General features: G+C 55.2%; 14 protein-coding genes. 6 read left to right on the forward strand and 8 right to left on the reverse strand.

The window, feature by feature from the left end; translation table 11 throughout:
* The first annotated feature begins 7 nt into the window (after positions 1-7).
* Both TIRI35C_RS03660 and TIRI35C_RS03665 read left to right on the forward strand, forming a co-directional pair.
* Complete coding sequence (locus tag TIRI35C_RS03660) at positions 8-1,489, forward strand: TrkH family potassium uptake protein (RefSeq protein WP_188201769.1); 1,482 nt, start codon at positions 8-10, stop codon at positions 1,487-1,489.
* Entirely contained in the window at positions 1,486-2,346 is an 861-nt protein-coding gene (locus TIRI35C_RS03665; RefSeq protein WP_188201770.1) for an ATP-binding cassette domain-containing protein, read from the forward strand. The genes TIRI35C_RS03660 and TIRI35C_RS03665 overlap by 4 nt, the downstream gene beginning before the upstream one ends.
* Here TIRI35C_RS03665 and TIRI35C_RS03670 read toward each other — a convergent pair.
* The 7 genes from TIRI35C_RS03670 to hjc all read right to left on the reverse strand — a co-directional run bounded on the left by TIRI35C_RS03670 (position 2,300) and on the right by hjc (position 7,753).
* Positions 2,300-3,127 carry a hypothetical protein gene (locus tag TIRI35C_RS03670; protein WP_188201771.1) on the reverse strand — a complete coding sequence of 276 codons (828 nt, stop codon included), beginning with the start codon at positions 3,125-3,127 and terminating at the stop codon, positions 2,300-2,302. The genes TIRI35C_RS03665 and TIRI35C_RS03670 overlap by 47 nt on opposite strands.
* Positions 3,128-3,130: 3 nt before the next feature.
* The gene (cyaB, locus tag TIRI35C_RS03675) at positions 3,131-3,664 is read right to left on the reverse strand and encodes a class IV adenylate cyclase (RefSeq protein ID WP_188201772.1); all 534 of its coding nucleotides are present in this window, start codon (positions 3,662-3,664) and stop codon (positions 3,131-3,133) included.
* On the reverse strand, positions 3,661-4,215 hold the full coding sequence (locus TIRI35C_RS03680) for an archaemetzincin family Zn-dependent metalloprotease (RefSeq protein ID WP_188201773.1): 555 nt from the start codon (positions 4,213-4,215) through the stop codon (positions 3,661-3,663). The genes cyaB and TIRI35C_RS03680 overlap by 4 nt, the downstream gene beginning before the upstream one ends.
* Positions 4,212-4,607: a DUF86 domain-containing protein gene (locus TIRI35C_RS03685; RefSeq protein ID WP_246454678.1), complete on the reverse strand. Its 396-nt coding sequence runs from the start codon at positions 4,605-4,607 to the stop codon at positions 4,212-4,214. Before TIRI35C_RS03685 ends, TIRI35C_RS03680 begins: the two co-directional genes overlap by 4 nt.
* A gap of 99 nt (positions 4,608-4,706) precedes the next feature.
* Complete coding sequence (locus tag TIRI35C_RS03690) at positions 4,707-5,744, reverse strand: lysyl aminopeptidase (RefSeq protein WP_188201774.1); 1,038 nt, start codon at positions 5,742-5,744, stop codon at positions 4,707-4,709.
* A 73-nt stretch (positions 5,745-5,817) separates the two neighbouring features.
* A complete protein-coding gene (locus TIRI35C_RS03695) occupies positions 5,818-7,362 on the reverse strand; it encodes a COG1470 family protein (RefSeq protein WP_188201775.1) in 1,545 nt (514 codons plus the stop codon).
* On the reverse strand, positions 7,352-7,753 hold the full coding sequence (gene hjc, locus TIRI35C_RS03700; protein WP_188201776.1) for a Holliday junction resolvase Hjc: 402 nt from the start codon (positions 7,751-7,753) through the stop codon (positions 7,352-7,354). Before hjc ends, TIRI35C_RS03695 begins: the two co-directional genes overlap by 11 nt.
* 70 nt (positions 7,754-7,823) lie before the next feature.
* On the opposite strand from hjc, the gene TIRI35C_RS03705 reads away from it, so the two are divergent.
* The 4 genes from TIRI35C_RS03705 to TIRI35C_RS03720 all read left to right on the forward strand — a co-directional run bounded on the left by TIRI35C_RS03705 (position 7,824) and on the right by TIRI35C_RS03720 (position 10,698).
* Positions 7,824-8,348 carry a gamma carbonic anhydrase family protein gene (locus tag TIRI35C_RS03705; protein WP_188202997.1) on the forward strand — a complete coding sequence of 175 codons (525 nt, stop codon included), beginning with the start codon at positions 7,824-7,826 and terminating at the stop codon, positions 8,346-8,348.
* A 6-nt stretch (positions 8,349-8,354) separates the two neighbouring features.
* A complete protein-coding gene (gene uppS / locus TIRI35C_RS03710) occupies positions 8,355-9,149 on the forward strand; it encodes a polyprenyl diphosphate synthase (RefSeq protein WP_188201777.1) in 795 nt (264 codons plus the stop codon).
* Between the two features lie 100 nt (positions 9,150-9,249).
* The gene (locus TIRI35C_RS03715) at positions 9,250-9,933 is read left to right on the forward strand and encodes a TBP-interacting protein (RefSeq protein WP_188201778.1); all 684 of its coding nucleotides are present in this window, start codon (positions 9,250-9,252) and stop codon (positions 9,931-9,933) included.
* A gap of 30 nt (positions 9,934-9,963) precedes the next feature.
* The gene (locus tag TIRI35C_RS03720) at positions 9,964-10,698 is read left to right on the forward strand and encodes a hypothetical protein (protein WP_188201779.1); all 735 of its coding nucleotides are present in this window, start codon (positions 9,964-9,966) and stop codon (positions 10,696-10,698) included.
* Here TIRI35C_RS03720 and TIRI35C_RS03725 read toward each other — a convergent pair.
* Positions 10,688-12,568, reverse strand: coding sequence for a threonine--tRNA ligase (locus tag TIRI35C_RS03725; RefSeq protein WP_188201780.1), 1,881 nt, complete (start codon positions 12,566-12,568; stop codon positions 10,688-10,690). The genes TIRI35C_RS03720 and TIRI35C_RS03725 overlap by 11 nt on opposite strands.
* Positions 12,569-12,658 lie beyond the last annotated feature (90 nt).

A 12,658-nucleotide genomic window follows, 5' to 3' on the forward strand; every position in this document is an offset into this window, starting at 1 on the left:
TGGGCCTATGCTGGAACTCGGCAAGCACATCAACATCTCGGACGATCTGTTCGTGGTGAAGAACCTCATCGGCTCAATCCTTCAGGGCGTGGGCATCGCCTACCTCATCCCGGTGCTGCTGGCCTGGTTTTATCCGGAGGAGATTAAGTACGTCACCTACTTCGCCCTCCCCGGGGCCGCCAGCGTCCTTTTCGGTGCCTGGCTGGCGAGGCACATGGGTAAAATTGAGGACGTCAATCTGAGACAGGCAATGGTTTCGGCCGCATTCACCTGGCTTTTTGCCTCCGCCATAAGCGTCGTACCATTCATGTTCATAGCAGACATGTCCTTCATTGACTCATACTTCGAGAGCATGAGCGCCTGGACTGGAACCGGCCTCACCATGATGACCAATCTGGAGAGCTATCCCCATATCCTCCTCTTCTGGCGTGCCTGGATGCAGTGGCTCGGGGGAATAGGTATAGTTCTCGTCGCCCTCACCGTCCTCATACGTCCCGGCGTCGCCGCTGCTAGACTCTACCGGGCCGAAGCCAGGAGCGAGAGAATCCTCCCCAACTTGGTCAATACTTCCAAGGTCATCTTCCAGATTTATTTTGTCCTGACCGTTGTGGGCGTCTACCTGTACTACATCAACGGCATGCCGCTCTTCGATGCGGTTACCCACTCCATGACAGGCCTGGGGACGGGTGGTATGAGCACCCACGACCTCAGCATCGGCTACTTCAACAGCACGTCCATCGAGGCGGTTACGATATTCCTGATGATAATGGGTGCCGTCAACTTCACGGTTCATTATAAGATGTTCGTCGGCAAGCACCTGAAGCCCTTCTTTGAGGACATCCAGGTCAGGTACATGTTCATTTTCCTCGTCCCCGCTGTGGCGATAACTGCCTACAGCCTCATCCAGGTGGGCGACAACGTGGGCGATTCCCTCCGCCAGGCGGTTTTTCACTCCGTCTCTGCAATAACGTGCACGGGCTTTGGCATAGCGGATCTCAGCAGGTACCCTGAGCTCGGCAAGTTCATAATCGGAATCCTCATGGTCATAGGTGGTGGTGCTGGAAGCACTGCTGGAGGTATAAAGCTCATCCGAGTCACGCTGATGTACGAGAGCCTCAAATGGACGATTCAACAGGCCATACTCCCCAGGGGAGCCATTATAAAGCGCAAGGTCGGCAGCTATCTGTTCACAGAGGAAGATATTCAGGAGGTCATGAGCTTCACGATAACCTACATCGCCCTGCTCCTCTTCGGAACCGTTTACACGATGCTCCGCATGGGAACCAGCCTCGTGGATTCCTTCTTTGAGGTGGCCTCAGCCCAGGGCAACGTCGGGCTGAGCGTGGGGATAACCTCAACGTACATGCCCGTCGATATGAAGGTGCTCCTCATCCTCCACATGTGGATAGGAAGGCTCGAGATATTCTCCACCCTGGTGTTCATCATAAGCACGTTCTTCCTCGTTCCGAGGGTGGTGAGGGGCAGATGAACGTAATCCGTGTTGAGGACCTCCGCTTCAAATACCGTCGGGCGGAGAGGTATTCCCTGAAGGACATCAGCTTCACGGTAAAGCGGGGAGAGCTCCTCGGGATAATCGGCCCAAGCGGGAGCGGAAAGTCCACCCTCTGCCTCACCCTCAACGGAATAATTCCCAACTCTATAAAGGGGGAGTTCGAGGGCGAGGTGGTTATTACCGACCCAAGGACTGGGGAGGAGTACAACACGAAGGAAACCCCCGTCCCAACTCTTTCCACGATCGTTGGCCTCGTCCTCCAGAACCCCGAGAGCCAGCTCTTCAACATGACCGTGGAGGAGGAGATAGCCTTCGGTCTGGAGAACCTGGGGCTTGAGCGGAATGAGATACTCAGAAGGCTGCGGTGGGCCCTTGAGGTCACCGGCCTGAGGGGTCTTGAAAAGGAGTTCCCGCCGAACCTGAGCGGCGGTCAGCAGCAGAGGCTCGCCATAGCTGCTGTTCTTGCGATGGAACCGTCAATAATAGTTCTCGACGAGCCGACGAGCCAGCTTGACCCCGTGGGAAAGCAGGAGGTTCTGGGCCTTGTGTCGCTTCTCAACAGGGAGCACGGTATAACCGTCGTCCTCGTGGAGCACCATACCGACTACATCCTACGCTACGCCGACAGGGTTATAGTCATGGACCGCGGGGAGATAGTCCTCCAGGGGGCCCCTAAGGAGGTCGCGGAAGAGGCGGATACCCTCAGAAGGCTTGGGGTGAAGCTGCCGCCGGCCCTTGAGGTCTCCCACGAGCTGAAGAAAAGGGGCGTGCTCGGTGAGACGGTCCTCACTCCTGAGGAACTCCTTTCCAGGATAGGACGTCCCTCACGTTGAAGCTCTCCCCCAAAAGACTGTGTTTGAGGTCGTAAAGCTTCAGCATGAGCTCGAACCTCGCGTCGGAGGATTCAACCTTTTCGGCCTCTTCAAAAGCCGCTTCAAGAAGGCGGAGGGCCTTTTCCCGGTCCCGCTCTCCCTCAACGGACGCCATGTAGTAGAGTGCCATAGCCCTCTGGAATGGGTTGGATATGTGCTTAACTATCAACGCCGCTCTCTTTTCGTCACCCGCGAGGTAGAAGCTCTCCGCAAGATTGACCAGAACGACGTCAATGGTTTCCTGATTCTTCGCCATCTTGATGGCGTAGCCTGCCTTCGCCAAAAGCCCTCTCTTCACAAGCCCCATAATGATATCCCGCACTATATCGGCATCGTCCCCTGCGAGGTTTATTGCCGTCTTCAGTGCTAGATCTCCATTGAGCTCGTCGTCTAGCCGGTAAAACAGAACCGCCAGGTCTGAGAGAAGGATGGCACGATAGCGCTTGGTGAACAGGCCGTTCACGGCGGGAATCAGGCTCCGGACCCTCTCCTTTATCCCCCCTATTTCATTGTCTGTGAGGGCACCCCTCCTCTCGGCCTCGTCGAGCGTTTCGACTATGGCGCGTACTATCATCCTGAGGGCGAGGAAGAGGTTGTGTTCCTTTTTAATCTCGGGGAGCCTTGCGATAGCCTCGTCTATCCCGCCCTCATGGAGGTACGCTTCTATCTCCTCCAGAATTTCAAGTTCGGGGCGTTTCTTCTCCCCTCCAAGGGATTTAAAGAACTCATCAAGCTTCCCCATAGTTCACCTCCTTTCAAGCAGGAGCTCGAGGTACGAACGTCTCTCAAAGTGTTTTACCCCAAGGTTTTCGAGTATCTCCTTCAGCCGCTTCACGGTCTCTTCCACAGCATCTTCACTCTCGGCCAGGGCCTCTATCTCTATAAACTTCCCAAGCCTGTCAATCTCGTCCAGTGCTATAACCACTCCCTTGTCCACGTAGTACTTTTCTCTGACTTTTTCAACTGTCATGACCTCCCTGAAGCCCAGGCGAGCCAGTATCTCGGCATGCTTGTCCGGATCGCTGAGCGGGACTTCGATTTCTCTTCGTGTCTTTGAGTTCGAGTCTATTTTTGGTCCTTTGTATGTCAGAAACGCCTCGAAGTGCCCGTTGAAGCGTCTCACCCTTATCCTGAGCGCCTCGTCAGTCTCGGCGAAGTCCCTGCATGGATGCTGGAAGTATGTGTCCTCGTGGTATTCTTTCCGTATCATCTCGAAGTTCTCCCTGACCCTGCTGAAGATTTTATCATCCGCGTATCCTTTAATCTCTATCTCAATCATGAAATCACCCCCAGGTTTTTCTTCAGTTTGAGCTCACAGGACGTGCAGTAGTGCGGCCCCTTCACGTCCGTGTCGAGTATGAAATTGGAGAAGTGCATTACGCACCGCCTGTTCAGACAGTGTCCCAGACCGAAGACGTGGCCGAGCTCGTGCATGGCCTCTTTAACTGCCCTTTCAACCAGCAGATTCACGTTGGTCTTCTCCCCGTAGAACTCGGGCCGAAGGCGGAAGGTTGAGATGACTGCGGCGCCCATCCCAGGGTGGGCGAGTCCGAATATGAAGTTGAGGCCCGTCTCGTAGAGGTCGAGTGGGGTGATGCCAAGAACTGCTCTCGCCCCGGTTCTCGCTCGTATCCTTCCAAGGACCTGTAGGAACGCCCTGCCAATGAACTGGTTCCTGGAGGGAGTGTACGCGTCCAAAAACCGTTCTGTTGGTATCGGATCGGACACCCTGACTGGGAGACCCAGCCGGGAATAGTACTCGTCAACGAACCTCGAGACCGTTTCTACGATTCCGGTGTCCATATCACCCACGGGCACAACGAGTATCACCGGGACCCCTCCAGGAAGGTCAGGACCGTCTCAATGAATTCAAGATACTCTTCCATATCTCTGAACGCCATTTCATCGTTTACCGAATCGTAGTCGTAGATGAGAACCTCCCTGAGCTGGGCCAGGAAAATCGCCTTATCAGCGACGCTTTCGGGAATTGCCCCTTTCTCCGAGAGGCCTTCAACCATCTCCTTGTACGACAGGGCGATAATGTCGTGCTCCCTTGCGAGTTCGGAGAGCCCGTCCAGAACCATCCCGATAGCGAACTCGAGCCTTTTGTACACCCCATCCCGCGCGAGTCCCATGGATTTGAACTCCTCGACGGAGGCGGGCATTCCTTCCCTGATGAGCTTCACGCTTTTTAGAACCTCCTCATATTCCACGCTTCCCACCGGTATATACTATGGTGGTTTGGAGTATAAACTTTTCCCGGGGAATTGGGCCCACAATGAGAAAAAGAGGGTAAAACTCGGTTATATCCCTGGCCGTGCTCACGGTGTGAGGTCCATCTCGCGAAGCTCCTCAAGGAAGCGCCTGGCAAACTCGATGGTCTTGTCGATGTCCCTGAGGTCAGCCGTCTCGACCTGGCTGTGCATGTAGCGTATCGGTATGCTGAGGACGGCCGTTGCAACGCCCTCGCGGTTGATCTGCATTATGTTGGCGTCGGTTCCGGTCGGCCTCGGGCTGGCCTCAACCTGGAGTTCTATGCCGTACTTCTTGGCAACCTCGTCGGCGAAGGCACGAACCTTGGGGTTGATGTTGGGCCCGACGTCCATGACCGGGCCGCCTCCGAGCTTGGGAACTATCTTGCCCTTGTCGCCGACCTGCTTGGCGAAGGTGACGTCCATCGCTATGCCTATCTCCGGGTCTATGGCGTAGCTGGCAACCCTGGCACCCCTCAGGCCGACCTCCTCCTGAACACTCGCGACAAAGTAGATGTCCGCCTCGTGGTTCTCAACTGCCCTGGCGGTCTCTATCATGGCGTAGAGGCAGACGCGGTCGTCAAGGTAGGGCGTAGCAATCCTGTTCTCGTTGAGCTGGACGAAGGCGGGGGCGAACTCACCAACGGTTCCAACGCGGAAGCCCATCTCCTCGGCTTCCTCTTTACTGTCGGCGCCGACATCGACAACGATGGTGTCCCAGTCAGCGGCCTTCTTCCTGTCCTCCGGCTTCTGAAGGTGGGGCGGTATGTGACCCACCACGCCAAAGCGCTCTCCCTTCTCGGTGAAGAACCTTATCCTCTGGGCGACGAGGGTTCTAGGATCAACGCCTCCAACGGGAACGACGTGGAGATAGCCTTCCTTGTCTATGTGGTTGACCATGACGCCTATCTTGTCCATGTGGGCCGCGATCATTATCCTCGGCCCGTTGCCCTTCTTGTGGGCGATAACGTTGCCGAGCTTGTCAACGTATATCTCGTCCACGTGGTCCTTCAGGGCATCAAAAACGACGTCCCTTATTCCAAGGAACTCGTAGCCGGAAACTCCCGGCGCCTCTATAATCCTCCTGAGCAGCTCAATGTCCACCATGGCTTTCGCCTCCTTTAGATTTCCATCTGAATGTGTTCGGCCAGCTTAATAAGGTTTACGAAAGAAAAGGGGTTCAGCCGAGGATGACCTGCAGGTAGGCCTCCTCGCCGGGTTCCAGGCGGTCGATCTCCCAGATTACGCTTCCGTCCTTGATTTTCACCTTCCCCCTAGTTGCCCTTGCTTCGATTGCGTTGACTCCCTTCTCGAACCTGAAGTTGTCAATGCCCCTCAGTCTTGGTGCCTTCACCTTGACGAAGTAGTACCTGTCAAGGGTTTCCTCCTGAACCGTATGCTGGAAAAACGCAAGGTATGACGTTCCCGCGAGCAGGACGCCCGAGACGATCAGTATAAGCGCGAGGGGTCCGTAGTCCCTCGGCGGCTTTGATGGGGTGGTAGTTGTCGTTGGTTGGGGTGTGGTTGTTGGGCTCGGGCTGGACGTCGTGGTCGGCGTGGGCCTCGGCGGTTCGACAGTTTTGGCGCTTGTCGATGCCCCCATGTATGTGCTGCTTTCTGCCTTGAGGATTATTGTACCGTAGCCTGTCCTCCTGAGGTCCACTGCGGCCAATCCCGAGGCGTTGGTGGTGCTGTAGTCCTTGCCGAGGGGGCCCGAAGCTGTTACGGTTATGTTGGGCACCGGTTTTCCCGTAGAATCAACAACCCTCACCAGGAGGGTCTCATTCCTTTGCTCGTAGCTTATGAAGAGCTTCTTGACCTCAACGAATGTTGTGACTATTCTTCCGTCAAGGTTCAGGACGATTCCGTACGTGCCGGGTTCGCTGACGAGGTACGAAACGGTCCCCGACTCGTCCGTCTTGAACGGTATCTCGTTTATTTTAACGGAGATGTCGGGAACACCCCTGCCGCTCTCGTCGTGGACGAATACGTGTATTGCCCCGTTCTCGAAGTAGGCTTTGTAACCGAGGTTTCTCTGGAACACCCTGAAGGTTGCGGTGGTGCTCTTTGATTTTCCTCCAAAATACGCCCACAGCCTCACGGTGTAATCCCCCACAGGGGGCAGGCTGAGGGTAACGTTCCTAACCCACTTCTCCCCGGGGTTTAGGTATATGGTGGTAACGAAGTTCTCGACTGTTTCCCCGTCTCTGGTGATTGTGTAGCCTATCCTGCCGATTATCACTCCATTGGCCTTTGAGTCCATTCTGAGAATGACGCTCACGTTGCTTCCGTAGGGGTATTTCCTTCCCACATCGATTTTCAGGTCGTAGTCCACGAAAGTCTTCACGGTCACGGTCAGGGGGGCCTCGGAGTAAACTGACCCGGCCCTGGCCACGATGGTGAGGTTGTACTTCCCGGGGGCGATGTTCAGTATCTTTATTGAAAGGGTATCCTGGTAAGTTTGGTTCGGTCCGATAGGCTCTCTGATGACCTTGCTCTGGTAGAGGAATCCTTCGGCAGGCCCGGTGATGTAGACGCTGACGTTTTCGAGGGTCTGGTTTCCAAGGTTCTTCAGACTGAACGGGATTATTATGGTGTCCCCGGGAACCCCGGAGAAGTCGTTGTTCAGGGGCACGATTACGAGAGGCGACTGGGCGCTTGTGGGGGGCAGAAACGGAAGCACCGCGGTGAGCAGGAGTATAATCATGATGCCCCTAAGTTTCACGTTCTATCACCCCTTCGAGGGACCTCTGTTTCCCGATTACTTCGTCGAATGTGAGGTAATTCTTTGTTTGGAGGCTCACCTTATAGTTCTTGCCCCCTTTCTCCAGGTTTGCTGGGTAGAAGAACCTCCAGCCGTTGTTGATGAACTTGACCGCTATGACGGCCCTTCCCCCGAACCGCTCGGCAAAGGATGTTAGCTTTCTGTAGTCCTCCTCGCTGAAGTAGAGCCGGTCATCGTGGGTGCTTTTGACCTCTATGCAGAGGTAGAGTTTCCCGTTTCCGGCTATTATATCAACCTTCTTGCTTCCGGCGGAGCGCACCACCGCGAAGCCGGCCTTTTCGAGCATCTTTATGAGTTCCCTCTCCGCGCTCGCTCCCCTTCTGTACCTCATTGCACCCCCTCGAACCATCTTGCCCGGTTAGGTTTATAAGTTATGTCGAGGAGTAAAGCCGGTGATGCTTATGGCGATTTACGAACTCGATGGAAAGAGGCCTAAAATTCACGAGACAGCTTTCGTGGATGAGAGTGCCTCCGTCATAGGAGACGTCGTCCTTGAGGAGAAGAGCAGTGTCTGGCCGAGCGCCGTTTTGAGGGGAGACATAGAGCAGATTTACATCGGCTGCTGCTCCAACGTCCAGGACAACGTCAGCATACACACCTCCCACGGCCAGCCCACGATAATAGGCAAGTACGTCACCATCGGCCACAACGCCGTCGTGCACGGTGCCGAGGTGGGCGACTATACCATCATAGGAATGGGGGCAATAATCCTCGACGGTGCCAAGATAGGCAAGCACGTCGTCATAGGCGCCGGCGCCCTCGTTCCGCCCGGAAAGGAGATACCCGACTACAGTCTCGTCGTCGGTGTTCCAGGAAAGGTCGTCAGGCAGCTCAGCGAAGAGGAGATCGAGTGGACGAAGAAGAACGCCGAGATATACATGGAGCTGGCGGAGAAGCACCTCGGGTCAAGGAAGAAGATCAAGTGATGCCTGATGCTTTCCCGTCTTCTTTCCCACGTTCCCCACATCATTTTCAAGCCCGCCTACGACATGTACGAGGACTACCTCCTAGAGCGGGTTAAGGGAGGCCGCATACCCAACCACGTGGCCATAATAATGGACGGAAACAGGCGCTGGGCCAGGAAGCTCGAGAAGCCGCCATGGTACGGCCACCTCTTTGGCTCCCAAAAGCTCGAGGAGATACTCGAGTGGTGCCGTGAGCTGAATATACGGACGCTCACAGTTTACGCATTCTCCACCGAGAACTTCAAGAGAACGCCCGAGGAAGTGAACGCCCTCATGGGGCTCTTTGAAGAGAAGTTCAAGGAGCTTCTCACAGACGAGAGGGTGCACAAGTACGGCATCCGGGTTAACGTCCTGGGCAGGAAGGAACTCCTGCCAGAGAACGTCAGGAAAGCCGCGGAGGAGGCGGAGAGGGCCACCAGGAAGTACTCCAGCTACACGTTGAACATAGCCCTCGCCTACGGGGGAAGGAGCGAGATAGCCGATGCGGTTAAGGACATCGTGAGGGACGCCCTGGAGGGAAGGATAAAACCGGAGGACGTTGACGAGGAGCTCATAAAGGAGTACCTCTACTACCCGAACATGCCCGACCCCGACATCGTCATAAGAACCGGCGGGGAGGAGAGAATAAGCAACTTCCTCCTGTATCAAATCGCCTACAGCGAGCTTTTCTTCGTCGATGTATATTTCCCGGAGTTCAGAAAGATTGACTTCCTCAGAATAATACGCGAGTATCAAAAGCGCCAGAGGCGCTTTGGGAGGTAGCTTTTCTCCATCGGAACCTTTTCCTCCCTTAATGACCCTTTTTAAAATTTTCCGCTAAAGCTTATTAACGTTGGCTTCGAGTTCTCCACGGTGGTGATTAATGGAGTACGGTGAACTGAGCCCAAGAATAAAGAGGGTCTACGCTCAGGTGAGATACCTGGATGATTATCACTGGAAAATATCCGGCGACAGGATAGTGGGGATCCACAAGAAGAGCAACGTCAGGGTTACAATAGACGTCGCGGACAACAGGGAGCACGCGGAGAAGCTCGCTGAAAACGGAAGCGGTGACGGGATAAGGATAATCGCTATACCGGATAAGAGCGTCTTTTTTGTACACAATGGGGCGTTCATCCTAACCTACCGCTATATAAAGGCGACTCTCGCCGACATCAACGACCACATCGTGTGGAGCGGCTTCAAGGTCGTCGAGGACGGGGAGAACCTTATCCAGGAGGACCTCTACGAGTACCTCGGAGGGGCTCTCATCAACCATATCAAGAACAACATGCTCGCCGGCCAGGACTACGTCTTCTGGCAGTTCTACAGGTGTGAAGAGTGCGGAAAGTACGTCGATGTCGAGAGCCTTGAGAGGCACCTGAAGGGGCACGGCATCAAGCACCACGAGAAGAGCGAGGAGCGCTATGAGGTCTTTGAGATAAACTTCAGGGACGGCAAGGTCTACGACAAGTACGGTAAGGAGGTTCCTGTGAAGGAATTCAGCGAGGAGGCCAGGGACTTCCTTGATGAAATCCTCGCGGGCAGTAGGGTTGCCGGGGAGTAGTCTCTCCTTCCCATTTTTGGGGTGGGAGTCATGGAAATGAACGTTCTCGAAATTTTTAACGAGGATCGCCTCCCCGGTGCCGTTGTTACGGTGATATACGACGCGTATTCCTCTGCGTGGAGGATCCCACTGCTTCTCCTCCGCAGGGCTATCGAGAGTGGTTATTTTGGGGTAATATCCAACTACACCGGCCCGCTGACCAATTTTATAAAACGGGCAGGTACCGTAGGTCTGGATGTAAGAACCGCCCTTGAAATGGGAGACCTAGCGATAATCGATCTGTTTGGAACCCGCTACAGTTCTCGGGCGGCCATGCCAAACGTCTTTTACCTCGACAAGGTCGAACCTGAAACGATCAACCCCAAAATCAGCCACATATACGAAACTGAGCTGGGGGAGGTGCTCTCGAAGAAAACGGCATTCCGATTGATATACACCCTCGAGGGTGCGGCCCTCATGCTCGGTGAGGAAAGCACGCTCAAACTTCTCAACCAGACCCTCGCCTCAAGGGGCACCCAGCTTCCCAACTCGACCCTGGTTCTTCCCATAAACCGCGATGTGGTCTCGGAGAAGTTCGTTGCCTGGGTGGCAGGTGTGAGTGATTACGTCCTCCTTGCCCGCTCCAGTTTTGAGCCGGATGGCATCAGGGAGTATCTGTATGCAATATCCTCCCCCTGCGAGGAGTTTGAACCAACGGCTTACCTCTTCAGGGTCACCGGAGGAAAGGGGACAGAAAAGCTAAAGGTAAAGAAGATCAGCCCCTGAACTTGGGCCTCCTGCTGAGGAGCAACGGTAAGGGTCTCGGCCTGTACGGGAAGCCCTCGACCTGGCCCTTTATCTCTTTGATGAGATCCTCGAGCTGCATCTCGACCTGCCTTCCATCGCTCCTTCTCCTGACGGTTACGGTGCCCTGCTCCTTCTCGTTCCTGCCGACGACGATGACGTAGGGAATCCATTCCTTCTCGGCCTTCCTTATCTTCTTGTTGAGCCTGTCGCCGGTGTCATCGACATCAACGCGAATCTTTGCTCCCTCAAGCTTCCCGGCCACGTAGAGCGCGTAGTCCATGACCTCCTCACTGACTGGGATAACGCGGACCTGTATCGGGCTGAGCCAGAGCGGGAAGGCCGGTTTGGTGCCCCTCGCCTGAAGCTTCGCCTGCTTCTCGAGGATTGCATACATAACGCGCTCGATGGCGCCGCTGGGTGAGCAGTGGAGTATGAGCGGGTGCTCCTCCTTGCCTTCCTCGTTGTAGTAGGTTATTCCAAAGCGCTCTGCATTCTCGACGTCGATCTGGACGGTGCTCAGAGCTGCGGCCTTGTCGAGGTTGTCCACGAAGTTGAACTCGAACTTGAGTATGAAGTAGAAGAACCTCTGCTTCCACATCTCGATGAGGACCGGCTTGCCGATTATCCTAGCGAGCTCAACGACGAAGTCCCTGTTCTCCTTCCAGAAGTCCTCGGTGAACCTTATGGCAACCTCGTAATCGTCAGGGGTGAGGCCAACGCCGCGGAGAACCTCCATGCTAAGCTTGTACTGCTTCTTGAACTCGTCCATGGCCTGCTTGAGGTCTTTGGCGACGGTGTGCATATCGGGCATCGTGAAGGCCCTGAGCCTCCTGAGGCCGGAAAGCTCTCCGCTCTTCTCGCGCCTGAACGAGTAGCGGGTAAGCTCGTACATCCTGAGCGGCAGGTTGCGGTAGCTTATCGTGGCGTCCTTCTTGATGAGGAACTGGCCGAAGCAGGCTGCAAACCTGAGGAAGAACTTCTTGTCGCCGCTTTTGACGACGTACTGCCTCGCCGGGAAGCGGTTGAGGTACTTCTCGAGCGCCGGGTGCTCGAAGTCGTACATGATCGGGGTCTCAACCTCCATGGCGCCGTACTCTATGACCTTCTCGGTGACGTACTGCTCGAGGAGACCCTTGATGAGCCTTCCCTTCGGATAGTAGCGGAGGTTGCCTCCGTCGCTTCCAGGTTCGTAATCAACCAGCTCGTGCTCGAGCATGAGCCTGACGTGCGGCGGCTCCCTGTCGGCTATCCTGTTTTTGCTTATCTCGTAGTTGGCGAACTTCCTGAGGTTCTCGTGCCCGGTGAAGTCGAACTTCTCGACCTCGATAAGCTCACCCTCAGGCGTGAGCACGTACCAGTAGCTCTTCAGCTCCTCCTCCTTCTCGAGGGCTATGTTGCGCTCCTCCTTGCTGACCGCCTCTCCGCTCGGGACTATCGTTCTGCTGAGCTCTGCCAGCGGGTGCCCCTTGCAGCTCAGCCTGAACGCCTTATAGTAGCCGAAGGGCGCGCGCTTGACCTCAAAGCCCTCCTCCATGAGTCTCTCCTCGATCCTCTGGAGAACCTTGAGTGCGACATCTGGCTTCGCCAGTTCGCTGCTCAGGTGGGCGAAGGGATAAACGAATATCCTGCCGGCCTTTACCTGTGAAGCGACGTCCTTAATCTCGACAACGGCCTTCTCGACGACCTCGTCGGGGTTGGTCTCATCGGCCTTCTCAACGCTCATGAAAACCGCCAGAACCTCCTCGAGCCTTCCCTTCTTCTGTTCTTCACTTATCGGCTCCGGGTTCTTGAGGGCCTTGTCTTTGACCTCGTACTCCAAATAGTCGCTGTGTATCAGAAGCATTCTCATCTTTAACCACCACCATAGGCTCAATTGGAATTACTAAAACTTTTCCCCCGGCCTTTATAAATCCTCCCGCATGGCAAAGGCTTAAAAAAT

Origin of the sequence: Thermococcus camini (genome assembly GCF_904067545.1) — an archaeon.
Classification (GTDB): domain Archaea; phylum Methanobacteriota_B; class Thermococci; order Thermococcales; family Thermococcaceae; genus Thermococcus; species Thermococcus camini.